We start from the raw sequence: 22,557 nt of genomic DNA, 5'->3' as shown, positions 1-22,557 counted from the left end.
GTTATTGCTCAACCCGTGATAAGGAGGGGAGGGTTATGGAAAAGACACTTGACTTTTGAACGGAAAAGTTTTACCATGTTTTCACATGTAAGTGATCACTTGCATATAAAAGAAAGGAGGAGAGCCGCATTAGCAAGGAGATGAGCAGCAGCGACAGATTGCTTACGGCCGTGATCGAGCTTGTTGCCGAGAGAGGGTACAACGGCGTCTCTACCAAAGAAATTGCAGCCGCAGCCGGAGTGAACGAAGTGACGCTGTTTCGGCTTTTTGGCAGCAAGCAAAATCTTCTGGAGACAGCCTTTCATCAGCATCATTACAGTGAAGAAATGACAAGGCTGTTTCAAGAAAAGCTTGTATGGGATTTGCACGCCGATCTGCTCCTGATCAGCCGTACCTATCATGAGGCGATGAACCGCAACCGGAAAATCATCCAGATTGCCCTTAAAGAAGGGAGTGTCTTTTCGGAGTTTCGGGAAAAAGCAAATAAACACCCTCAGAAATTGAAAGAGCTGCTGGCGAACTATTTTCAGACCATGCATGAAAAAGGAAAGCTGATCGAAGCGAATTGGGAGCTGCAGGCCTTGTCGTTTATGTGGATGAACTACGGAGCCTTCGTCAGCAATCTCCACTCGGACAGTCCGAGCTTTCCCGCAGCCCCGATGAATGCATTTATTGAGGAAAGCGTACGTACCTTTGCTAGGGCATTAACCCCCTAGTATTATTTTTAACTGTGATGTAAGTAAGTACTTGCACACAACAAAGAATCATATAATAAAGAACATCTGGAGGGGAAAAAGCTTATGAATACGGATGTAAAGCAGCAAGGGGACTCGCTGATACGTATCCTGATGTTTACGGTCATGCTGTCCTCGATGAGCGCTCTCATGTTTAACATTGTCCTGCCGGAAATGAGTGAGGAGTTTCAGCTTTCCATCGCTCAGGTTAGCTGGATTTCATCGGCCTATACGTTGATTTATGCCGTAGGAACGGTAACCTATGGGAAGCTGGCCGATCAATATAAGCTGAAAAGCGTCATCACCTTCGGGCTCGTCTTGTTCGGAGTCGGCTCATTGATCGGTCTGTGCTCCCAAACCTTCGTCATGGCGTTAATCGGAAGATGTATTCAGTCAGCTGGCGCGGCCGCTATTCCTGCAACGGCAATGCTGATTCCCGTACGCTATTTTGCCCCTGAACGGAGAGGGGTGGCTCTAGGGATGACGGCTACGGGGTTAGCGCTCGGCAGCGCTATTGGACCGGTCGTATCCTCTCTTATTGTGAGCGTTGCCCATTGGAGGTGGCTATTTGCCGTGCCGCTGCTCATTCTGATCACACTTCCTTTCTACCGCAAGCATCTGGGGGACGAGCGGGGGACTCCAGCTCCCTTCGATTGGATAGGCGGCCTAGCCTTAGCGCTTACCGTAGTGCTGCTTTTAATCAGTGTTACCAACGGGGGATGGTGGTTTGCGTTAGGCGGCTTGATCGCAGCGGCAGGCTTTATATGGCGAATCCGCACGGCGGCCGTACCGTTCGTTCAACCGGGGTTGTTCCGGCATCAGCCGTATGCTTCAGGGGTAGTACTGGCATTTATCATCAATGGCATCGGGATGTCCCTGTACTTTATTACCCCATTGCTGCTGTCACAAGTCCATCAGCTGTCTCCTCAGTGGATCGGCATGGCGATGGTCCCGGCAGCCGTTGCATCCGCTATCTTGGGCCGCAAAGGCGGAAAGCTGGCAGATGCCAGAGGCAACGCCTTTCTTTTCAACACGGCATCCTTGCTTCTTATTGCATGCTTCCTGCTGCTCTCAGCCTTCTTAGGGATCTCCCCGTTATGGGTGTCAGCCATTCTGATCCTCGGGAATGTAGGCCAGTCCTATATGATGATTACGATGTCCAACACCATCTCCAGAACCTTGGAGCCGAAGCAAACGGGAGTCGGCATGGGGATGTTCTCGATGCTGAACTTCATTTCACAAGCGATTGGAACAGGGGTGTACAGCACCATATTGGATATCCGGACCACACACTCCTGGAATCCGTTGAATCTCACTCCCGGAGGAGCTATATTCAGCAATATCTATCTCGTCCTCGGCGGGTTGCATGTGCTTATTTTCATGGCTTACTATTTTCAATATAGCGCTTCCCGTACCAGAGCAGAGGTAAGAAAACAAGGGTGAGTGCGGTATCGCGGCTTATAGCAGATGGGGCTGGAAAAAAGGGTTCGCTGAGTCTTAAGCAAAGACTTTGCGGGCCTCTTTTTCATTTCCAATATTTACATCGAATGTTATGATGAAAGTGCGGGTTTTCATAAGCTGAGTCTTTTTATCAAGGAGTGATGGTTTGCCGTTTACATTTGCTCACCCATTGTATTCGTTGCCTATTAAATACATCAGGCCCCGATATTTTAGTTTAATAGGACTTATTCTCGGAAGCATGTCTCCGGATTATGAGTATTTTATTGCGCTGGAGCCTTATCAAACGATAGGTCATACCCACAAGGGACTTTTATTGCAGGCGCTTCCCATAAGTGTAATCTTATTAATCCTGCTTCACCTGATAATGAAACCTTTAGCAGCCCATCTGCCTTCTGTGTTTCATCTAGATGTCAGAGCGATCCATCTCATCCGATACTTTGATTTTCGAAATGTGAAGAATTGGATTGTATTTGTCGTTTCCGTTGCACTCGGCTTCTATAGTCACATTTTTGTGGACGCGTTCACTCATCAAGCTGGTTATTTTGTTATGAGGTATCCTGTTCTTCAAAAAACGTATGGATCCGTCCCGTTATATAAGCTGCTTCAATACGGTCTATCTCTCATTGGTTTGGCGGCCCAGGGCTTTCTAATAGTAGTGCTGCTAATCAAAACCCCGAGTACTGCAAAAAACTTTAGAAAAATAGACTCGAAGAGAAAGCTTTATTATTGGTTAGTCGTATTGATTACAGGGATAGCTGTCGTCATCGCAAAGCTGCTGTTTACTTCAAGCACCAATGTTGCAGGAATTATTGTGGTCTCATCGATATCAGGATTTTTCATAGGGCTGATTGCAGCGAGTGTTATTTTCGGGAGGAATAATAATAAGGGATAACACCGCGGCTTTATTCTTATCATGATCAACGCGGAGGTATGTATGAAGACTATCATTTACATGGTGAGGCATGGTCAATCTCCTAAATTAGCCGATTCATTGGGTAAAGAAATACTTGTTTATGAACATCGTAAAGAAATGGTTTATAGAATGGAATTCAGCGAAGAGAAGTTGATAGATATAGAGAGAGTGTGGAAAGTATAATGCAGTGAAGGAAGGTGCGAGATTATATTCCGAAAAAGATATGTGAGCAAATTCATGAGGGCACTGCTTTATTTATTTATCTTTATTAGATCGGAACCTGAGAACCCCGTACATAAGGAAATAATAAGTGTAATTTTAGATTGGCTTAATAAAGATATAAAGTTTGACTTTAGAACCATACGTACGCTTGTTGCTAGATTGAATAAGATTAGGAATGATACGTGCAGAAATAGAGTGATTGCCGAATTAAACTCATTTTGGGTTAAAACAGGGAATTTTAATATGAATCGGGTCCAGATTAGTGTTGAGCCAATAATTTATATACTAGAGGAAATATATAAAAAGCTTGAATTGCAGGAATTTGATAAAGTGCGAATAATGGCGAGTTCGGTACATAACTATCCTTCATTTATTTTAGGAACACACTATTGCAATTCGGAAGAATTCTGGAAGATTCATATAAATTACTATAATAGAGTATTCGATGAGGGATTCATGAGTAAATGGGAATTCTTATTCCTGGTTGAGTATCCCAAAATGGTTCATGAAAAGAGAAAATAGACTTATTCGAGGAAGTAAGAACATTTCTTCTTATGCTTTTTAGGGATACGAATACGTGAATGCAGTGAACCCAACTAAATAAAGGCAGTGATATTCATTGATAGAATCTATCGACTCATTAATAAGTCTAAACGGTTTAATCTGGATGTCCTTGGTTATGTTCGTCATACACGACTTGGAAGAAATTATTTGGGTGGATCCGGTTATCAAGAAGCATAAGAAAACCATATTAAGTCGGTTACCTAACGGGTTAAAAACAAAAGCAGAACCAATGCTGAATATAACCAGCAGCCAGTTTGCCGTTGCTGTATGGATTGAATTTATTCCTTTAACGTTCGTAACCTACTTGGCAGCAGAGCGCGGCGAGTATTGGGGATATTTGGCTTTTATCACGATTTTTTTTATTCATGTATTTACGCATCTGGGGCAATCCCTGCTGCTTAGGATTTACACTCCGGGGGTCGTTAGTGCAGTGCTGGTTGTTCTTCCATTTACAAGCTATGTGCTGTATCGAATGACGAATGAATCGCTGGTAAGCTGGAATGAAGTATTTGTGAGCATAGCGTTTGGCTTGATCCTTATTCCCATTGTTCTAACTGGGCACAAAATTGGCAAGAAGCTGGTTGCTAGTGGGTAGGGAGGAGTTTTCGAAGGTTGTTGGAATGTAGAACTTCAAGGAAGTGAATTCATTGATTTATGTTACTGGCGATTTGCATGGAAATATAGACATAAGTAAATTAAACCAAAAACGTTTTCCCCAGAATAAACATTTGACTAAAGAGGATTATGTAATTGTAGCTGGAGACTTTGGGCTAATATGGCATAACAAAAACGATGAATTGTATTGGAGAAAGTGGCTTAGCAAGAAGAATTTTACCACACTTTTTATTGATGGAAACCACGAGAATTTTAACATTTTAGATCAATACCCCGTTGAATATTGGAATGGAGGCAAGGTTCATAGGATTAACGAAAGTATTATCCATTTAATGAGAGGACAAATTTTCACAATAAATGGAATGAAGTTTTTTACTTTTGGCGGCGCGAGCTCCCATGACCGGGAGTATAGGAAAGAAAATTACAGCTGGTGGTCAAGAGAACTACCAAACCGAATGGAATATGAAGAAGGTATAGATAACCTTTCAAAGCATAATTGGAATGTGGATATAGTACTGACACATACTTGTCCGGCCTCATTAATAGAGAAGTTGGAACATTTTACGAACAGAAAGATCAATAAGGATCCACTAATTCATTATTTGGAGACAATTAAACAACGGATTTCTTATAAACAATGGTATTTTTGACATTATCATGTTGATATTAAATTAAATAATAAAGAAACGGTAATTTATAACAAAATAGAGAGGCTTGAGTGATGGAACATCGAGGGAATCTTCGCCTAACTGATAATCAGATCAAGCTAATTCCATAGACATAACGGAAGATAGTTTTATCTGGGTAACAGCTTCGGAACAAGATATTCTTAGAAAACTCGTGTTGAATGTATTTAACATCAAATGAAGCACTCTAGGGAGCGATTCATGTTTATGTGGTTTAAAAGGAAATCAAATATTACTTTTGAGGATCAACTGCAGGAATTAGATAAAGTAGGAATTAAGCTTATTGAGAATATTCCCCAAGATATTTTACTACAAGATATTACGAAGGATAAATATGAAGAAAAACCCTATATACTCCTTCTCATTTCTTTAGGTTCAGAAACGTATCTTTCTGACGGGGGATTTTCCCATATCAGCAATGATATCTGGTATTTAGATACGGAGTGCATTGAGGATCATGGTGATTACATAAGGATTATAGAGAGAATTTGCGAATTAGTTAAAACGGATATCCAATAAAAAATATATCGGATTTCGTAGATATAGAGAATAATCGAGCGTGGGTTTCCTTCGAGGTTTATGGGGAAAGCAAGAAATATGATTTGACAGTAAATGATGATTGGGCGGATATTTCTATATTCAAAATATTTTCTGACCTGCTCGAGGAGAACGGCAGTAACCGTAAATTGTATTATGCTGAGATAGACCAAGGTATTTTAGTAGGAGCGTTCACTAAGGAGCAATATAGAGAGTTGAATAAATTAATAGACCTATTTATCCCTATTTGAGCAAGTCTCATCTCAATTGCCTGGGGGCCTATATGAATAATAAATTTTCCATAATCGATGATGAGAGCGGATTAACAATTGGATCTTGTAACGATATCGCAGGTTTAACCGGGGACGAATTCATCGTAATCAATGACGAATCTTTGAATAGGATCACACTCTTAAATTTCCAATTTAGTGAAATCTTCAAAAAGGAATGGTTAGGAAAAAAATATTATATTGGCAACCTGCAGCTGACCATTTTGAATAACTCCGGTGTAAACATCGGTGCTTATTATTTTGGCTTAGATGAAGCTGTTTCTTGTCGTAAGATTGGCTTTTGGGAGGGGCAGCATACGCGATTAGCAGGAACTCTCCTTTACGCGGCAAGTAGAGAAGCCATGGTCTTATGGGATGAATGGAGAACAGCTCAGCCAGATCAGTATAACATGTGGGTTAACTTAACAAGCTCTGAGCGCCTTGGATGGCTTGAGGTTATCAGGCTTTTCAATGATTTTTGTTCATCCTCTAATAACTCTAATAATAAGCAAGATAAGTCAGGTGAAATTTATCATTTAGATGGATTGCATATTAAGGATAGGACCTCCTTTTTCTGTGCACTAGGAGAAGCGGTCAATGGGCCGGGGGGGTATTTTGGGGTTTGTTTGGATAGCTTATCTGATTGTTTATGCGGTGGTTTCGGGGCAAGACCTCCCTTCACAATCCATTGGAATCATGCAGATGTTTTTATAAATGATGAGCATGATGATCAAAGAGATAATGCAAAACACGGCAATAGAGCTTATTTAATATCATTGTTGGAAGTTTTTAATAGACATAACATTCCGGTGATTTTTTCATCCTAGCTTAATCATAAAGATTGGGGAAGATTCGTGGATGACATAAGAGAAATAGGATTTCAAGGAGTGTTTTACAAATGAAAAAAATTCAAAGGACAAAAACGATAGAGGGTACGTCAATCCCTGGGATTATTCATAATGGGGGTCATTATTTTTATATCAACGTGGATATCTATGAGGATGGGATGACGAATTGCTGGGAGCTTGTCGATTTAAAAGGATTGGAAAACAAAATAGATTCGAATTGGTTAACTCCCGCCGTCCCAAACGGTGATACGATTTCCATTCACGGTCTGGGGTCATACAGAATCGACGAAGCGAACTGGAAGTTTAACAAAAAGAGCTATTACAAACATATCAAAGAGACCATGAGAGTACTCAATCCGGAATTCGTTAATATCTACGAAATTTCAAATCGGGAGAAGACATTATCCGAGACGAGAAGAATCGTTCATTCTCCTAGAGCGACGGATTTTTATGTAGAGAATGAAATGTTTTATCAAACCGCTGAGGGAAATGGCTTTTTCATTTTTATGAAATATGAGGCGAAGCATTATTTAGTTAATTTGATTGCATATAAGAACGGGCTAGTTGTCATCTACAATTTGCCGAACGAAGTGCAATATCAAATGGAAGAAATAGGGCCGTTATTTGAGAATGGAACTTTTTTCACTACTTACGATAACCCTATACCGATTACTTTATCGGATCTAGGCGAAGTTATTTTATCCAAACCGTTATATGCCACAAATATTGAAGAAAAGTATAAGGAGCTTATGGATATTTACAAAAAGCTGAATGGAGAAAAATCAACATTAGAAGCTTGTAGAGAAGCTTATTATTCCTATTTAGAAAATCCAAGCGAGTATTACAGAGAAAACTTAAGAAAGAAATATGAACTTATACCTGAACACGAAAGAAGATACTTGGGTGATATGGACAGCAAGGATTCGGATTATCGAAGAATATTATATAGGCCCAACGTGAAACGAGAGGTTTAAAGCAGGGGATAACCATGAATGTTATCGGATTCGACCTAGGGAAAGCATGGATAAAATATTGGGAGGTTCCTACAACCATGACAATGAATTTAAGAATAATTAACGAAAATACCGAGGAAGGATTTCAGGATCTTGAATTTAGTATTGTCGATTACAAAAGAGATGAACATTCGAATCATATTATTAAAGCATTAGGTATTTGTAATAACGAAGTGGTTGGATTTGAAGTGGTCTTTAAGCCGGATATGTTACCGGGAGTCGTTCATGGCGAGTTGGATAAAAATGCATTTTGTCCCGGCGGGATTCAAATAAGATCGATAGGAATGGAATCCGATGTCTTTATTGAGAAGCTGTCAGGGTTATACGAGCTGGCAAACGATAAAAAGGAAATGAAAGATACCATTATACTGACCAGCTTCGCCTTGCAGGGAGATCCGCGGGCTTTTGCTAATGAGTATTTAAAGTTTAAGGTCTTTTACGATGATCAGGATGAGTTAGGATTATACTCTGAACTTTACATCAATATCAATTTACAGACAAGAATATTGGAGTTGAACGAAAAGGATACGAGATATAGAGGAAATCTATTGAAAGCATTTAGTAAGTGACTCTGCAAGAGGAACCTGATTGGGGTAGGTAAAACCTGCGGTATATTACAAGTTACCTGAAATTTTAAAAAAAGTACCCAGATACCTGACTAAGGAGTAGAATACGATCGCATTAATAGGGCATGGTGTTATCAGTGTTATTTTTTTGATAGCTGGGGTCGTAGTTTTTATTATAAATTATCGTTATGGAAGAAGGTACGGTATACCATGTTTTTTAGTTTTATTGATCCTAATAGGAATTACTCTACATTTATCGGGAAGAGATCTAGTTAAATCAATAGGAATTATTATCAAACTCTTGTTGAAATAATTTCTTGCTGTAAATGTATTTCTTAGTTTCTAGAAGTATAAGTGAAAATTATCCTGAGGGACGAATTGCTGCATCGAGTAAAATTTTAATTATAAGTACGTAATGTAAAATGATGATTCTGAAAGAAGTGATATTTATGCCCGAATATTCACATATTCAAACCTATGTCAAATGCAATCAAGATTCTTTCAGTCAGGTCCTTCGTCGTTTCTCTCAAGTTTTAAATGCATTGAATATAGATAGTCAATATTTTATGAAGGAGCTAGTTTGGGAGCTTTCTGATAATGGTTTTATGTATGTAGGCTCGGGTGCTGCTCTTCAAGAATATACTATTAATAATTCTATATTACATATCCGGCCTTATGTCATGGGATGGACACCGGAAGTTATTAAGGAACTTAATGAATCTTGGTTAGAGGTATGTCTATTATTTTATACTGATGAAATTGAACTAGATTATCGCACGGGACGGCTTAGAGAGTTTTCCGAACCAATAATCTGGAATATACTATTGGAATTTTCAAGAGTATTTACCGAAACAGGTGTTTACTTTACCAATGAAGTAACAGATGGCTTACCGTGGGAATCTTTGGTGATAGGTATCGAGAGTGATTTGTGGTCTTTTGATGCAGCAATAATACCTACACATTTGATTGATAAATATAAAGAAATTGATAAAGAAGTATTTTTATATGAATATGCAGTAGAAAGGCTCTACATAGCACGTAAATCAGTATGGAATGGTAAACCTTGGTGAATTTCTTGAAATGTTGCAGTAATTTTCGCTAGGAAACATAGCACGTAAAGTGGAACTGGTATAATTGGATCCAATTAATAGATTTCATGACAGTTAACAGATCAGGGAGATATCGATTGAACCGAATAAAAGTAAAAGCAGGGCTGACCGTTGCCGCGGTCATTGCTATTCTATTAGTGCTTGGGTTGATATTCCCTACCTGGACGCCTTCGATTCAAGGAGAACGGAGTATCAGCAGGTTGGAGCAAGTCCAAATCAATGGAGCAGGGCATGAAGTCATGATTAGAGGGAAGGATGTTCGCAATCCGATCCTTATTTTTGTGCATGGCGGGCCGGGCTGCTCAGAGATTCCGTATGTGAGGAAGTACCAGCAGCTTTTGGAAGAGCATTTCACCATAGTGCATTACGATCAACGGGGGAGCGGGAAATCGTATCATTTTGGGGAAGATTACACGAAGGTTTCGACCGATGTACTCGTTGATGATTTATTGGCATTGACCGATTATGCTGCTGAGAAGCTTGGACAAAAGAAAGTGCTGCTGATAGGCCATTCGTTTGGAACCTATATCGGGATGAAGGCCGCGGCCAAATCCCCTGAGCGTTTTTCGGCTTATATTGGCATAGGCCAGGTAGCCGATCAGGTACAGAGCGAGCTGGGCGGCTGGGAATTTGTCCTTGAGCAGGCAAAGCGGGCCGGCAACGCGAAGGATGTCAAGCGTTTGGAGCTTCTGCATGATTCTATAGCCGGAGGGTCACAGCTGACTCCACGGGGGATGGTTCGCAAATATGGCGGTGCCGCCAGGCTCATTGACGACAATATGGATTATTATAAAGGCTTCCTTCTACAGCCCGAGTATAATTTGCTGGACGTAATCCGTTTCTTAAGAGGAGTTTCCATAACGCAGCAGCCGCTGTTGAAGGAGGAAGCGGCGCATCCTTTGGCAAGCCTGGTCACAAGCTTGGAAATCCCCTGCTATTTTGTCATGGGGCGATACGACTATATGACCTCTGCCCGAGCGGCCAAATCCTATATGGATACACTGGAGGCTCAGGAGAAGCATTTTGTGCTGTTTGAGCAATCCGCTCACTATCCGCAGTTCGAGGAAAAAGAGCATTTCGCCGAATGGTTGAGCCAAACAGCGAGAGAGCTTGGATTACAGAAGGAATCCTAGAATTGCAGCAATTAGAATAGAGCATGACTAGCTGAGCTGCAGGTTCTTTTCCTTTGATTTTCAGCAACCAGTCAACTATGCTTGTAACATAGGATTGCTATTAGGGATTGCCGTATTTTTGAATAAAAGCTTGTGAAAGGAGCAAGAAGGTATCTTGAGACCGACCGATTCTGATTACGCCGCCAACGTAACGTTAGGCATTCTTGAAGGAAAGTGGAAGCTGCTGCTTATTTGCCATCTGCGAAACGGCACGAAGCGATTCAGCGAGTTTACTCAATTGATTCCGGGCCTGACGCAAAAAGTGCTGACGTACCAGCTCAGAGAGCTGGAATCTCATGGCTTGGTAAAGCGTGAAATCTATCCGGAAATTCCTCCTAAGGTGGAATATTCCTTGACCCCTTATGGTGAGAGCTTGATCCCGCTGCTGGATCTGATGAATCAATGGGGCAAGGAGCATTTGGCTCGCTCCAGGCAAATTTGTTAGGCAGCCCCCAAATCCATTACCTTTTTCGGTTATGGATTTTTTTCCTTTTTGAAGCCAAGACCCTACTTGTAGGGTTATTGATTTGACCTCTGGGCCTCAAACCCATCCAGCAGTACTTGTAATCCAAACGTAAATTCCTGGTCCCAATCGACAGCCGTCGTGTACGCGGCCAACCGGCCAAGATAGGGATAAAGCTCTGATGAGAGAGCTTGAAATCGTTCCTTTTGCTTGTCCCCCATTTGCTCCACATCCACAAGCTCTTGTTTGGCACGGGCAGCCAAGCGGTTCTCTTCCTCCGTAAATCCGTAAATGTAGTTTTTCAGCATAGACGCAAGCCAAGGGATTTGTGATTCTCTGAACCCTGACTGGGCCAATACCCGGAATAAATATTCGATGTGGGACAGCCGGTATGGGCTTGCCGCGATCGTGGCCCCCATGATTTGTACAGAATCCCGATACCGATGCAGTACCCGGCGAAAATGAAGCGACCACTGCCGAAGCTGCTCCCGCCAATCCAGCTGCTCGTCAGGAAATTCAATCTCCGAGCTTATTTGCTCCGCCAATAAATGAAGCAGCTCCTCCTTATCCTTCACGTGATAGTAGAGGGAGGCGGCCTTCACTCCTAGGGCATCGGCGATTTTGCGCATGCTGATCTGTTCCAAGCCTTCGGCTTGCAGCATGGTCAAGACCGTACGGATGATCCGCGAGCGGTCGAGCGGCGTATGAATCTGTTCCAAGCTTCCGCTTTGAATTTCAGTTTGCGTTGGATATGTTCTTCTTCGTGCCATGGCTACCCTCCAATGAGTTCTTGACAATTATACCATATAGTATTAATCTAACAGTGTTAAAATATAATCTAACGGTGTTAGAATATCACTATTGGAGATGATTATCTATGGAAAAAGCACTCATTCACACGGTAATTCGAGGTATAGAAAAGACATTGGCTGCTTCATGGAGGGCAGTCTATGAGGATAAGAAGGTACAGTTAACCCAGATGTTTGCGGAGTATGGCGACCGTGCTTACGGAGTCTGCATCCAAGAATTTATGGTACCGGTCTTAGAGCAGCTGAAATCGGAAGGATACACCACCAAGGCGGGGTTCAATCGCAAGGATTCGATGGAAAACTGGGGGCCGCCTGAGGAGCGGGAACGCTGTATATGGTACGTTCTTTACGACGTGAATGGGACTTCGATCGGCACGATGGTGCTGCAGGTCTATCATTCGCATAGAGCCTTCCATCTTCCACGGGCGCCGAGGCTGTTTGCACTGGAGGTTGTTGAAAGAGAATCCATCATCGCAGCACTCTCTCAAGCAACTGCACGAGTAAGATGGGATCGTATGGAGGAAAGGCTGCCGCTTCCTGCAGAGCTGCAGACTGCAGGGGACCGATGGGAATATGCGACGGAGGTGGCCCTTGGGGGTTGCTTGCAGAACAATGAGATGGAGCATAGCGGCTGGACGCTGGATGAAGCCTTGTCTCACTGGGGACGGTACGGTTGGGAGCTTGTCAACGTTATGCCTTCGGGCGGCAAAGTGATCGCTTTTTTCAAGCGTCGTCAAGCGGTCTAATGCAAGGAGATGGTCCAACAGGCGAATCTGGATCGACCTGTTGGACGAATAGGATCATGCGGTCTATCGGCTTGCCGCAGCAAAGAGATCAATGGTGTCGAAGGGTAAATGCTCCGTAACCACCTGGCTGTAGTGACAAATCCGGATAATTCCATCCTCATCCACCAGGAACTCGGCCGGCATGCGATAGAAATTCGAGCCTTCCTCGGTCGTCAGCTTATAGCCCGCCGCCTCCACTTCCGCGATGACGTCTTTAATGGAGGGGTCGGCCAAAGTGTTTTGCACTTTTTCCTCCGAGCTTTCCACCCCGTATTGATCATAGATGACAGCCGATGGATCGGCGATGAGCGGGAACGGCGGGTTTTGTTTGCCGACGTAGGTTTGAAGGTTGATTTTGGGCGATTCAAAGAAGGCGATGATGTCTAGCGATTGCCGCTGCCAGGCCGGATACCGCTCGATAAAATGCTGAATTCGCAGGTTACATAACGCACAGGCAGAGAAACGGAAAAAGGAAATCAATACTTTGCGCCCGCGATACTGCTCCAATGATACACGCTTTCCATGCTGATCGGTAACTTGAAACAAGGGGGCCTTCCTGCCCGGCTGAAGCTTTTGATTCATAGGGATTCCTCCTGAGGGTTTGAACTCAGACCTTTGGTCTACAGCCTTACCTTAGCAGGACCTCGGTTCTTCCTTCTGTGACCTAGTCACCAAGCTGTGCCTCCAGCCTTCCTCGATCGATAATTTGCACCCAACCCCGCCCTGTCTCCACCCAGCCTTTGCTTTGATACCGCTTGAGCACACGAGATACGACTTCACGGGCAGATCCGATTTCATTAGCAAGCATTTGATGAGTGATATGAAGTATGGGATTGGCGCTGCTTGTCGCGCGAAGCAGAGCCTTGGCAAGTCGGGCTTCCAACGGTTCATTATATTTTGCCTGAAGCATCTGACTCGTACGGACTATTCCGTCCAGGAGCCCGCCGAAGATGGCGTTTCGAATCGCCGGCTGCATCTGAACCCAGCTCAGAAAGCTGGACTTGGAGACGAGCAGCACCTCGACCTCTGTTTCGGCTGTAAGAGAACCGGGATAGTCGCGGCCGCTCAGCCCGCAGAGCACCATGAGTGAGCAAACCTCGCCGGCGGACAGTAAGGTCAATAACGATTCACTCCCGTCCTCCCCGATCAAGGTAATTCGCATCGTACCGCGCAATAGGAGCACGGCGTAATTGGCGGCTTCGTTTTTTTGAAAAACCCGGGCATGTGCCGGATAGATCAACACTTTGGGCTGTGCGGCAGTCCATTCCGCATGCGGAACCGATTGTAAGAACGGAAATACCTCAAAAATATGGGAGTCATTGAGAGCTGAAGACATGATGATGCCCCTTTCTCTAAGTAAAACGAATAAGCTGCAGTGGATTTATTTTACCATTAGACACTCCCATGAAGCACTATTGGTGGAATCGATCCGTCAAAATGTTCATTTATAAGAAAAATTGAAACCAACTGACAAAAAGTTTTATAGACAAATATCGACGAATCGCATTGACCCTGTGGGTAGACTGCTGTAGCATAAGAGCAGGAATAAAAACAGAGTAAGCAACTTGGAATAATACTAATTATGAAACGATGCGAGGTGGATGTTGTTGCAACTCCAAGTAACGAACAGTCCTTTTACAGAAGAGCAGGCTGAGCTGATTAACCGGCTTCTGCCGACGTTGACCGAGGCGCAAATTCAATGGCTGGGCGGCTTTTTAGCCTTTTATCGCCCGGACCGTTCTGCCGTTCAAGGCGAAGCTCCGGCTAGTGTCAATAATACGATCGCGACGGCACCCCAAGTACTGACCTTGGTTCCGGAGGTGCAGGCGCCTTGCGAGGCGACCATTCTGTACGGCTCCCAAACCGGCAACGCCCAGCGGCTGGCGGGCCGCTTATCCGATAAGCTGAAGGAGCAGGGCTTCCAGGTCACTCTCTCGGCGATGAATCAATACAAGACGAACAATTTGAAAAAGGCCGGTTATTTGTTCCTGCTGACCAGTACTCATGGAGAGGGAGAACCGCCGGATAATGCGCTGACCTTCTATGAATTTTTGTTCAGCAAACGGGCACCGAAGCTGGATGACGTCAAATTCTCCGTGCTGGCCCTTGGCGACACGTCCTATGAGTTTTTCTGCAAAACAGGGCAGGATTTTGATAAAAGGCTGGAGGAGCTCGGCGCTCAGCGAATTGCCGACCGCGTTGATTGCGATGTAGATTTCGAGGCGGCGGCATCCTCCTGGATTGCGACCGTTACCGATGCGGTAAGCGCGACAGCACAAGCGGCGACGGCTTCAGCAGCTGCGGTTGTGGAAATCGAAAGATCCGCTTCGGGAGAGTCGGAATTTGGCCGCTCCAATCCGTTCCAGGCGGAGGTTCTTGACAATATTAACTTGAACGGCCGCGGCTCGGATCGTGAAACCCGGCATTTGGAGCTGTCGCTGGAAGGCTCCGGGTTAACCTACGAGCCGGGTGACTGCGTCGGTGTGTACCCGCAAAACGACCCGTCCCTGGTCGACGAGCTGATTCGCTTCCTGCAGTGGAATCCGGAGGAGCGTGTTGCAGCCGGCAAGCCGGGAGAAACCGCTTCGCTTAGGGACGCGCTGATTCATCATTATGAGATTACGGTTCTGACCAAACCGTTGTTGGAGAAGGCCGCGGCATTCTCGGGGAACAGCAGGCTGGCGGAGTTGGTGAAGCCGGAGAACAAGCAGGATTTGAAGGAATACATGAGCGGCAGAGATTTGCTGGATCTGCTGAACGACTTTTCTCCATGGACGCTCAGTCCCGCAGATATCCCGGTGCTGCTTCGCAAGCTGCCTCCGCGTCTTTATTCGATCGCCAGCAGCAGTAAAGCGCATCCGGAAGAAGTGCATCTGACCATCCGAAAAGTGCAGTATGAAGCCCATGGCAGAGAGCGGGGAGGCGTATGCTCCGTTTATACGTCGGAGCGCTTGCAGCCGGGCGATACGCTTCCGATTTTTATTCAGAAAAATCCGAACTTCAAGCCGCCCGTTAATCCGGATACACCGGTGATTATGGTCGGACCTGGAACCGGAGTAGCGCCTTTCCGGGCTTTTCTGGAGGAGAGAGAAGAGCTTGGCGTGGGAGGTAAAACGTGGCTGTTCTATGGGGATCGGCATTTTGTAACCGACTTTCTGTACCAAACCGACTGGCAGCGCATGCTGAAATCCGGCGTACTGACACATTTGGATCTGGCATTCTCCCGCGATACGAAGGAGAAGGTATACGTTCAGCACAGAATGCTGGAGAAGGCCTCCGAGCTGTACCAATGGCTTCAGGAAGGCGCTCATGTCTATATTTGCGGTGACGAGAAGCATATGGCCCATGACGTGCATAAAGCGCTGCTTACGATCCTTGAACAGCAGGGAGGCAAGAGCGCGGAAGAGGCTGCGGCTTATTTGGCCGAGCTGCAGGAGCAAGGGCGCTACCAACGCGACGTCTATTAATCGAAACGTAAGGATAGAGGTAAGGAAAAAGAGAGTACGGACGCACCTAGTAACGGTGCCTAAGTAAAGGAGCTGACAGCAATGGCAGAAAAACAAAAAGTGCAGCCGATTGGCGGACCTCCAAGCGATGTGGAATTGCTGAAACGGGAAAGTAATTACTTGCGCGGATCTTTGGTCGAATCGCTGTCCAACCGGATCACCGGCGGATTGCCTGAACTGGACAACCGGCTGCTGAAATTTCACGGCAGCTACATGCAGGACGACCGCGATTTGCGTAACGAACGGCAAAAGCAGAAGCTGGAGCCATCGTTTCAGTTCATGCTTCGCGTCGTAACCCCCGGAGGCGTAGCTACTTCGGAGCAATGGCAGGTCATCGACGAGCTGGCGGAGAAATATGGCAGTGGCAGCATTCGCCTCACTACGCGGCAGGCATTCCAGCTGCACGGAGTGCTCAAATGGAACTTGAAGCAAACGATTCGGGACATCAACGATGCGCTGCTGACCACTTTGGCTGCATGCGGCGACGTCAGCCGTAACGTCATGTGCAACCCGAATCCTTATCAATCCGAGGTGCACAGCGAGGTGTACCATTGGTCGCAGCAATTAACGAAGCATCTTGCTCCGCGTACGCCGGCGTATCATGAGATTTGGCTTGACGGCGAGAAGGTTGTGGACAGCCTTGAGCAGAACGGCAGCCAAGAGGAAGTGGAGCCGATCTATGGCCCGGTATATTTGCCGCGGAAGTTCAAGATCGGTATCGCGGTTCCTCCATCCAATGATGTGGATGTGTACTCCCAGGATCTCGGCTTTATCGCTATTATCGAAAAAGGCAAGCTGGTCGGCTTCAACATTGCCGTCGGCGGCGGCATGGGCATGACGCATGGCGATACCCAAACGTATCCTCAGCTGGCCAGAGTCATCGGCTTCTGTACGCCGGATCGGATTCTCGATGTAGCGGAGAAGACGGTAACGATTCAGCGCGATTACGGAAACCGCTCCGTGCGGAAATATGCGCGTTTCAAGTACACTATCGACCGGCACGGTCTGGATTGGTTCGTTGACGAGCTGCACGAGCGTCTCGGCTGGAAGCTCAAGCCCGCTCGCGAGTTCCGGTTCGATCATACCGGCGACCGCTATGGCTGGATCAAAGGCAAAGACGGCAAATGGAGCTTGACGCTCTACATCCAAAGCGGCCGGATTGCCGATGAAGAAGGCTACAAGCTGAAAACCGCTCTGCGCGAGGTTGCCAAAATCCATACCGGCGATTTCCGTCTCACCGCGAATCAGAACTTGATGATAGCTAATATATCGAGCCAGAAAAAGCCAAAGATCCAAGCATTGCTGAAGGAATACGGCATTCTGGAGAGCGATCAGTTGTCCGCTCTTCGCCGCAGCGCTTTGTCCTGCGTCGCGCTTCCGACCTGCGGATTGGCGATGGCGGAGGCGGAACGCTATCTGCCTACGCTGATCGAGAAGCTGGAGCCTATCCTGGAGGAAGCCGGCTTGCGGGAGCAGGAAATCAACATTCGCATGACCGGATGCCCGAATGGCTGCGCGCGCCCTGCCTTGGGCGAGATTGCCTTCATCGGTAAATCCCCGGGCAAATACAATATGTACATGGGAGCCGGTTTTTCCGGCGACCGCTTGAGCAAGCTGTACCGGGAAAACATCGGTGAAGAAGATATTATCGACATCCTGAGCCCTATGATTCAGCATTATGCTGCAGATCGTACGGAAGGCGAGCATTTTGGCGATTTCGTCATTCGTGCGGGGTATGTCAAGGCGGTAACGTCCGGACTCGATTTTCATCATTAATTCTTATACAAGAACAAGCGCTGATTTTTTTCAGCGCTTGTTTTTTTGAGTTTTTCGAGAAACCTTAACATACAGAAAAAATGCGAAAGGTGATAGTGGGGTATCCCCTGGAGGAGCGATAGCGTTCGCCTCCCTCAGGAAATCCCCACTATAAAGCGAATATAATCAACATTTCCTGAGAACAACAGCGACCGGAGGGGGATACCCCACCGGGGTACCAAAGTAATTTTTTAGATTTTCAGGTTTCTCAACATCCCCAAGCACTGACTTCATCAGCGCTTGTTCTTGCCCCTCCGGTTGACAAAAACCGCATTCCTTTTTATCATAGTTCTATGATGATCGAACAATTACAAGCCGACGATGAGAAGCGGGCACGGATTTTTAAAGCTTTATCAGAAAAAAAGCGTATAGAAATTGTCCGTTATCTCCACACGGAGCCGACGCGTAATAGCTGCGGGGAAATCGGCAAAGCGATGGGAATGGACAAATCGAATGTCACGTATCATTTGAAAATCATGAACGAAGCGGAACTGATTCGCGTCGTCCGCGACGGGCAAAATAAAAAAATATATTTGGTCGACGATATATTTCAGATGTATTTACCCGGTTTCTTGGACAGCCTATAAGGGCCAAGAAGCTTTCTTTTTGATCCGATAGTTTGAAAGTTTTATAACTATTCAAATTTCATGCCCGATGCTAACCGATGAAGCGTCCCGTGTCCGATAAGTTATGATTCCCAAGAAAGAGAGTGATCAATGATGATGAACAAAATGATTTTACTTAAAAACCGTCCGCAAGGCTGGCCTGATCAAGATACCTTTGAAATGAAGGAGGCGCCTGCGGGCAAGCCGGAAGAAGGCCAGGTCCTTGTCCGCTCGATCTATTTATCCGTCGATCCTTATATGAGAGGACGAATGAATGATACCAAGTCCTATGTACCGCCGTATCAGCTTGGCGAGGTCATCAGCGGCGGCGTCGTAGGGGAAGTCATCGAATCCCGTTCGGAGCTGTTTAGCGCAGGAGACAAGGTGCTCGGCATGCTGGGCTGGCAGCTGTATAACATCGCAGATGCCAAATCGCTCCGCAAAATTGACGGAAAGTCTGCACCGTTATCCGCCTATTTGAGCGTTATCGGGTTGACCGGCTTGACGGCCTACTTCGGCCTCATGGACATCGGACGTCCGAAAGCGGGAGAGACGGTGGTCGTATCCGGGGCGGCAGGCGCAGTCGGCATGGTCGTCGGTCAGATCGCCAAAATTCATGGAGCCAGAGTCGTTGGCATTGCCGGCTCGGATGAGAAAACGAAGTTTCTGGTGGACGAGCTGGGCTTTGACGCCGCGGTGAATTACAAGACATCCGACCTGAAGCAAGCGCTGGAGCAAGCCTGCCCGCAGGGAGTTGACGTCTACTTCGACAACGTCGGGGGCGATGTCTCCGACGCCGTCATGAGTCTGCTGAACGATCATGCGAGAATCCCGCTGTGCGGAGCCATCTCAGCCTACAACAAGGAGGAGGGCAGCGATGTCGGTCCGCGGATTTTGACCAAGCTGATTAAGACGCGCTCCATGATCAAAGGCTTTGTGCTCGGAGATTACGCTGATCGTCTGCCGGAGGGAATGGAGCATCTGACCAAATGGCTGTCCGAAGGCAAGCTGAAATACGAAGAAACGATTATGGAAGGATTCGAGAAGGTTCCTGAGGCTTTCGTGCAGCTATTTAAAGGGACCAATATCGGTAAAATGCTCGTTAAGGTAGGTCCGGAACAATAATTGACCGATCTGCCAGCATGATGAAAAGTCCGAACGCTTTGGCGCTCCCAAGGTTCGGGCTTTTTTTTTGGCATTACTTGGAAAGCACCAGACTTAAGCCTTGATGGCAAGGGCTTATCTTGCAGCGTTATTGAGCCGTACCGGCACCGCTTCAGGACGGCCTTCTATAAGGATTTTGCCGGATCATTTGGATGAAATGGGCCGCCGCTTGAGATAAAGGCTCTTGCCTGCGGGTACATACGGCAATCGTATTTTGCAAATGGATTCCTTCAACATATACCCGGCATAACTCGCCGCGTTCTACATACGGGCTCACGACCAGAGACGAGACGAAGCTTGCGCCGTACCCGGCAATCACCGCGGTAATAGCTTCATGCAATCCGTTAAACTGCAGGGTAATTCTCGGATTGGTGGAATTATAGGTGCGGCATAGAGCCAATAATCGCTCCCGTGTCGAGCTTCCTTCCTCCCGCATAACGAAAGCCTCCTTCATCATGTCGTGCAGGGAAACCTGCTGGTTCGCATATTTATGGCCGGGCGCTACGACAAACCACAGCTCGTCCTGAAACAGCTCCTCCGTTTGTACCGTATCCGGATATTCCTCCGGGAGTCCCCCATAGATCGCCAGATCCGCCTCCACATTCAGAAGCTGCTTCAAGGCATCGCTGGAATTGGTCGTTGTGATGGTCATTTCCACTTGCTCATACTGCTGCTTGAACTTTGCGATCCAGGCGGGCAGCAGCACATGGGCCGGCAGGTATGTCGCGGCAATTCGAATATGTCCGATCGAACCGTGGTGATAATCATGCGTAAATTGTTCGATCTGCTGCTCGACTGCGAACAGTCTTTTGGCAAGCTGCTCCATTTTCTCACCGGCGTCCGTCAGCGCGATTCCCCTGCCTTGAGGCTTGAACAACGGGATGGACAGTTCCTTTTCGAATTTTTTGATTTGGGCGGTGATCGCAGGCTGACTAATATTCAATATTTCCGAGGCCCGTGTCACGCTTTGGGTGGAGGCAATAACATGAAATAATCGTAAGGCGTGAAGATTCATTGCGGTAAGCTCCTTTGTATAATTTATATATAAATTATATAAGTAGGATGAAAAGATATATTTTTATTATGATTATAGATCATCTACAATAAAAACAGAACCAGCCAAACGATAATAAAGGAGAAGTGATACCTATGAATCCATTAAACCTTTGGAACCAGGTAGATCAGTATGTAACGGAGAAGCTGATTCCGTACGACGCTATTCTTGAAGAAGCTTTGGCTAACAATCGGAAGGCAGGGTTACCCTCTTACGACGTAACGCCGTCACAAGGGAAATTGTTAAACCTGTTCGTTCAAATGCAGGGCGCACGGCGAATTTTGGAAATCGGTACGTTGGGCGGGTACAGTACGATCTGGATGGCGAGAGCGCTGCCGCCGGAAGGGCGTTTGGTTACTATTGAAGTGGACCTGCTTCATGCGGAGGTCGCCAGAGTCAATCTGGCCCTTGCACAGCAGGATCATAAGGTCGAGCTTCGGGTAGGAGATGCGCGGGAGCAGCTAGCTCTATTGGAGGAGGAACGCACGGAACCGTTTGATCTCATCTTTATTGATGCGGATAAGCCAAACAATCCCCATTATTTACAATGGGCGCTTCGCTTCTCCCGTCCGGGAACGGTTATTATTGGCGATAATGTCATCCGCGACGGAGAAGTGGTCAATGAGCATAGCGTAGACCCCAGGGTCCTTGGAGTAAGAACGTTTTTCGACATGCTGGCGGAAGAGCCGCGGGTGACAGCTGCAGCGATTCAAACCGTCGGCAGCAAAGGATATGACGGCTTCGTCATCGGAATTGTTCAATAAAAGTGTTGACTCTCCTCTTGGGGGAGGCTTTAGACTTGTTTTTGAAGGAGGTGAACCCCATGCTGTATACCGTAAAAGAAGTATCGGCCCTGTCCAACGTCACCGTCAAAACGCTGCACCATTACCACAGGATCGGTCTTCTGGTGCCTTGCGAAATCAGCAGCGCGGGCTACAGGTTGTACGGGAGGGAGGAGCTGGAGCGTCTTCAGCACATTTTGTTTTATAAGGAGCTGGACTTTCCGCTGGAGACCATTAAAGCGCTTCTGGACAAGGAAACGGAACGGACGGCAATGCTTGCTGAGCAAGAAAAGCTCCTCCTGGCCCGCAAGCAGCGGCTGGACACCATTCTTCACACCTTGCGAACAACTATACAGAGCAAGAAGAAAGGAGAACCAATGAACAGTCAGGATCTATTCAAAGGCTTTGAAAGCGAGGACGCATGGAAAGAGGCGCTAAGCGAGCAAAACCAGCATCTGAAGGAAACCTACAACGTGGACATTCTTGAAACTGCTTCAGTCGACGTTCAGGAGATGAACGAGCAGGCGGCTGAGGCAGCAGCCTTCATGAACGAGGTGGCGCAATCCTTAAGAGACGGCTTGAAGCACAGCGACGACAAAATGAAGCAGCTGCTGCGCAGCCATTTAACGTTTATGAACGAGCATGGCCACGCGGTTTCACCGGCAGACTTTGCTGCGCAAACCCGGTTTTTCCTGCAGGATGACTTCCACCTGCGTATGCTGGAGGATCAGCAAACCGGTTTGGCTTATTATTTGGCGGCGGCAGCGGAGTCTCTGGCAGCAGAGGCTCAGAGGTAGCACAAGCGAGACACCCCAATGGATTCTCATTGGGGTCAGGTTGTTGAGGAAACCATTTCATATAGAAA

Annotated in this window: 24 protein-coding genes; 20 read left to right on the top strand and 4 right to left on the bottom strand. The window is 46.3% G+C overall.

The window, feature by feature from the left end; genetic code table 11:
- Nucleotides 1-140 precede the first annotated feature (140 nt).
- From GGC63_RS03305 to GGC63_RS03245, 13 genes are all read left to right on the top strand, one after another.
- Nucleotides 141-716 (top strand): TetR/AcrR family transcriptional regulator, encoded by a 576-nt coding sequence (locus GGC63_RS03305; protein WP_079908469.1) that lies wholly within the window; start codon nucleotides 141-143, stop codon nucleotides 714-716.
- 84 nt (nucleotides 717-800) lie between these two features.
- Nucleotides 801-2,177, top strand: coding sequence for an MFS transporter (locus GGC63_RS03300; RefSeq protein WP_192701081.1), 1,377 nt, complete (start codon nucleotides 801-803; stop codon nucleotides 2,175-2,177).
- 163 nt (nucleotides 2,178-2,340) lie between these two features.
- Nucleotides 2,341-3,087: a DUF4184 family protein gene (locus tag GGC63_RS03295; protein ID WP_192701080.1), complete on the top strand. Its 747-nt coding sequence runs from the start codon at nucleotides 2,341-2,343 to the stop codon at nucleotides 3,085-3,087.
- A 42-nt stretch (nucleotides 3,088-3,129) separates the two neighbouring features.
- Entirely contained in the window at nucleotides 3,130-3,291 is a 162-nt protein-coding gene (locus tag GGC63_RS03290; protein WP_192701079.1) for a hypothetical protein, read from the top strand.
- A gap of 706 nt (nucleotides 3,292-3,997) precedes the next feature.
- Entirely contained in the window at nucleotides 3,998-4,489 is a 492-nt protein-coding gene (locus GGC63_RS03285) for an HXXEE domain-containing protein (protein ID WP_192701078.1), read from the top strand.
- Nucleotides 4,490-4,541: 52 nt separating this feature from the next.
- Nucleotides 4,542-5,159 (top strand): metallophosphoesterase, encoded by a 618-nt coding sequence (locus GGC63_RS03280; RefSeq protein ID WP_225947878.1) that lies wholly within the window; start codon nucleotides 4,542-4,544, stop codon nucleotides 5,157-5,159.
- Nucleotides 5,160-5,396: 237 nt separating this feature from the next.
- Nucleotides 5,397-5,714 (top strand): hypothetical protein, encoded by a 318-nt coding sequence (locus tag GGC63_RS03275; protein WP_192701077.1) that lies wholly within the window; start codon nucleotides 5,397-5,399, stop codon nucleotides 5,712-5,714.
- Nucleotides 5,715-6,015: 301 nt separating this feature from the next.
- Nucleotides 6,016-6,828: a barstar family protein gene (locus GGC63_RS03270; RefSeq protein WP_192701076.1), complete on the top strand. Its 813-nt coding sequence runs from the start codon at nucleotides 6,016-6,018 to the stop codon at nucleotides 6,826-6,828.
- Between the two features lie 71 nt (nucleotides 6,829-6,899).
- Complete coding sequence (locus GGC63_RS03265) at nucleotides 6,900-7,823, top strand: hypothetical protein (protein WP_192701075.1); 924 nt, start codon at nucleotides 6,900-6,902, stop codon at nucleotides 7,821-7,823.
- Nucleotides 7,824-7,837: 14 nt separating this feature from the next.
- Nucleotides 7,838-8,431, top strand: coding sequence for a hypothetical protein (locus tag GGC63_RS03260; RefSeq protein ID WP_192701074.1), 594 nt, complete (start codon nucleotides 7,838-7,840; stop codon nucleotides 8,429-8,431).
- Nucleotides 8,432-8,877: 446 nt separating this feature from the next.
- Nucleotides 8,878-9,498 (top strand): hypothetical protein, encoded by a 621-nt coding sequence (locus GGC63_RS03255; RefSeq protein WP_192701073.1) that lies wholly within the window; start codon nucleotides 8,878-8,880, stop codon nucleotides 9,496-9,498.
- Between the two features lie 116 nt (nucleotides 9,499-9,614).
- On the top strand, nucleotides 9,615-10,670 hold the full coding sequence (locus tag GGC63_RS03250) for an alpha/beta fold hydrolase (protein ID WP_225947877.1): 1,056 nt from the start codon (nucleotides 9,615-9,617) through the stop codon (nucleotides 10,668-10,670).
- 154 nt (nucleotides 10,671-10,824) lie between these two features.
- On the top strand, nucleotides 10,825-11,154 hold the full coding sequence (locus tag GGC63_RS03245; protein ID WP_079908476.1) for a winged helix-turn-helix transcriptional regulator: 330 nt from the start codon (nucleotides 10,825-10,827) through the stop codon (nucleotides 11,152-11,154).
- Nucleotides 11,155-11,228: 74 nt separating this feature from the next.
- On the opposite strand, the gene GGC63_RS03240 is transcribed toward GGC63_RS03245, so the two are convergent.
- Nucleotides 11,229-11,942, bottom strand: a complete 714-nt coding sequence (locus tag GGC63_RS03240; protein ID WP_192701071.1) for a TetR/AcrR family transcriptional regulator C-terminal domain-containing protein — start codon at nucleotides 11,940-11,942, stop codon at nucleotides 11,229-11,231.
- Between the two features lie 107 nt (nucleotides 11,943-12,049).
- Here GGC63_RS03240 and GGC63_RS03235 point away from each other — a divergent pair, with 107 nt between their 5' ends.
- Nucleotides 12,050-12,727: a DUF6022 family protein gene (locus GGC63_RS03235; RefSeq protein ID WP_192701070.1), complete on the top strand. Its 678-nt coding sequence runs from the start codon at nucleotides 12,050-12,052 to the stop codon at nucleotides 12,725-12,727.
- 63 nt (nucleotides 12,728-12,790) lie between these two features.
- Here the strand turns inward: GGC63_RS03235 and GGC63_RS03230 are convergent, their stop codons facing one another.
- Complete coding sequence (locus GGC63_RS03230) at nucleotides 12,791-13,348, bottom strand: redoxin domain-containing protein (protein ID WP_192701069.1); 558 nt, start codon at nucleotides 13,346-13,348, stop codon at nucleotides 12,791-12,793.
- Between the two features lie 82 nt (nucleotides 13,349-13,430).
- The gene (locus GGC63_RS03225; protein WP_192701068.1) at nucleotides 13,431-14,102 is read right to left on the bottom strand and encodes a Crp/Fnr family transcriptional regulator; all 672 of its coding nucleotides are present in this window, start codon (nucleotides 14,100-14,102) and stop codon (nucleotides 13,431-13,433) included.
- Nucleotides 14,103-14,373: 271 nt separating this feature from the next.
- Here GGC63_RS03225 and GGC63_RS03220 point away from each other — a divergent pair, with 271 nt between their 5' ends.
- The 4 genes from GGC63_RS03220 to GGC63_RS03205 all read left to right on the top strand — a co-directional run bounded on the left by GGC63_RS03220 (nucleotide 14,374) and on the right by GGC63_RS03205 (nucleotide 19,817).
- Nucleotides 14,374-16,233, top strand: a complete 1,860-nt coding sequence (locus GGC63_RS03220) for an assimilatory sulfite reductase (NADPH) flavoprotein subunit (RefSeq protein WP_192701067.1) — start codon at nucleotides 14,374-14,376, stop codon at nucleotides 16,231-16,233.
- 81 nt (nucleotides 16,234-16,314) lie between these two features.
- The gene (cysI, locus tag GGC63_RS03215; RefSeq protein WP_192701066.1) at nucleotides 16,315-18,048 is read left to right on the top strand and encodes an assimilatory sulfite reductase (NADPH) hemoprotein subunit; all 1,734 of its coding nucleotides are present in this window, start codon (nucleotides 16,315-16,317) and stop codon (nucleotides 18,046-18,048) included.
- Between the two features lie 332 nt (nucleotides 18,049-18,380).
- Entirely contained in the window at nucleotides 18,381-18,674 is a 294-nt protein-coding gene (locus GGC63_RS03210; RefSeq protein WP_079908483.1) for an ArsR/SmtB family transcription factor, read from the top strand.
- A gap of 135 nt (nucleotides 18,675-18,809) precedes the next feature.
- The gene (locus GGC63_RS03205; RefSeq protein WP_192701414.1) at nucleotides 18,810-19,817 is read left to right on the top strand and encodes an NADP-dependent oxidoreductase; all 1,008 of its coding nucleotides are present in this window, start codon (nucleotides 18,810-18,812) and stop codon (nucleotides 19,815-19,817) included.
- A 151-nt stretch (nucleotides 19,818-19,968) separates the two neighbouring features.
- Here the strand turns inward: GGC63_RS03205 and GGC63_RS03200 are convergent, their stop codons facing one another.
- Complete coding sequence (locus GGC63_RS03200; protein WP_079908485.1) at nucleotides 19,969-20,871, bottom strand: LysR family transcriptional regulator; 903 nt, start codon at nucleotides 20,869-20,871, stop codon at nucleotides 19,969-19,971.
- A 134-nt stretch (nucleotides 20,872-21,005) separates the two neighbouring features.
- Here GGC63_RS03200 and GGC63_RS03195 point away from each other — a divergent pair, with 134 nt between their 5' ends.
- Together GGC63_RS03195 and GGC63_RS03190 are read left to right on the top strand one after the other, a co-directional pair.
- Nucleotides 21,006-21,674: an O-methyltransferase gene (locus GGC63_RS03195; protein ID WP_079908486.1), complete on the top strand. Its 669-nt coding sequence runs from the start codon at nucleotides 21,006-21,008 to the stop codon at nucleotides 21,672-21,674.
- 59 nt (nucleotides 21,675-21,733) lie between these two features.
- Nucleotides 21,734-22,489, top strand: coding sequence for a MerR family transcriptional regulator (locus GGC63_RS03190; RefSeq protein WP_192701065.1), 756 nt, complete (start codon nucleotides 21,734-21,736; stop codon nucleotides 22,487-22,489).
- The last annotated feature ends 68 nt before the right edge of the window (nucleotides 22,490-22,557 follow it).

It is taken from the genome of Paenibacillus sp. OAS669 (genome assembly GCF_014873645.1).
Lineage (GTDB): Bacteria > Bacillota > Bacilli > Paenibacillales > NBRC-103111 > Paenibacillus_S > Paenibacillus_S vulneris.
This window is presented reverse-complemented; position numbering and strand designations above follow the sequence as displayed.

What these genes read in the sequence shown, in the direction of transcription:
- GGC63_RS03305 (WP_079908469.1), top strand. Translation starts at nt 141, where the DNA reads ATGAGCAGCAGCGACAGATTGCTTACGGCCGTGATCGAGCTTGTTGCC.
- GGC63_RS03300 (WP_192701081.1), top strand. Translation starts at nt 801, where the DNA reads ATGAATACGGATGTAAAGCAGCAAGGGGACTCGCTGATACGTATCCTG.
- GGC63_RS03290 (WP_192701079.1), top strand. Translation starts at nt 3,130, where the DNA reads ATGAAGACTATCATTTACATGGTGAGGCATGGTCAATCTCCTAAATTA.
- GGC63_RS03285 (WP_192701078.1), top strand. Translation starts at nt 3,998, where the DNA reads ATGTCCTTGGTTATGTTCGTCATACACGACTTGGAAGAAATTATTTGG.
- GGC63_RS03275 (WP_192701077.1), top strand. Translation starts at nt 5,397, where the DNA reads ATGTTTATGTGGTTTAAAAGGAAATCAAATATTACTTTTGAGGATCAA.
- GGC63_RS03270 (WP_192701076.1), top strand. Translation starts at nt 6,016, where the DNA reads ATGAATAATAAATTTTCCATAATCGATGATGAGAGCGGATTAACAATT.
- GGC63_RS03265 (WP_192701075.1), top strand. Translation starts at nt 6,900, where the DNA reads ATGAAAAAAATTCAAAGGACAAAAACGATAGAGGGTACGTCAATCCCT.
- GGC63_RS03260 (WP_192701074.1), top strand. Translation starts at nt 7,838, where the DNA reads ATGAATGTTATCGGATTCGACCTAGGGAAAGCATGGATAAAATATTGG.
- GGC63_RS03255 (WP_192701073.1), top strand. Translation starts at nt 8,878, where the DNA reads ATGCCCGAATATTCACATATTCAAACCTATGTCAAATGCAATCAAGAT.
- GGC63_RS03240 (WP_192701071.1), bottom strand. Translation starts at nt 11,942, where the DNA reads ATGGCACGAAGAAGAACATATCCAACGCAAACTGAAATTCAAAGCGGA.
- GGC63_RS03235 (WP_192701070.1), top strand. Translation starts at nt 12,050, where the DNA reads ATGGAAAAAGCACTCATTCACACGGTAATTCGAGGTATAGAAAAGACA.
- GGC63_RS03230 (WP_192701069.1), bottom strand. Translation starts at nt 13,348, where the DNA reads ATGAATCAAAAGCTTCAGCCGGGCAGGAAGGCCCCCTTGTTTCAAGTT.
- GGC63_RS03225 (WP_192701068.1), bottom strand. Translation starts at nt 14,102, where the DNA reads ATGTCTTCAGCTCTCAATGACTCCCATATTTTTGAGGTATTTCCGTTC.
- cysI (WP_192701066.1), top strand. Translation starts at nt 16,315, where the DNA reads ATGGCAGAAAAACAAAAAGTGCAGCCGATTGGCGGACCTCCAAGCGAT.
- GGC63_RS03210 (WP_079908483.1), top strand. Translation starts at nt 18,381, where the DNA reads ATGATGATCGAACAATTACAAGCCGACGATGAGAAGCGGGCACGGATT.
- GGC63_RS03205 (WP_192701414.1), top strand. Translation starts at nt 18,810, where the DNA reads ATGAACAAAATGATTTTACTTAAAAACCGTCCGCAAGGCTGGCCTGAT.
- GGC63_RS03200 (WP_079908485.1), bottom strand. Translation starts at nt 20,871, where the DNA reads ATGAATCTTCACGCCTTACGATTATTTCATGTTATTGCCTCCACCCAA.
- GGC63_RS03195 (WP_079908486.1), top strand. Translation starts at nt 21,006, where the DNA reads ATGAATCCATTAAACCTTTGGAACCAGGTAGATCAGTATGTAACGGAG.
- GGC63_RS03190 (WP_192701065.1), top strand. Translation starts at nt 21,734, where the DNA reads ATGCTGTATACCGTAAAAGAAGTATCGGCCCTGTCCAACGTCACCGTC.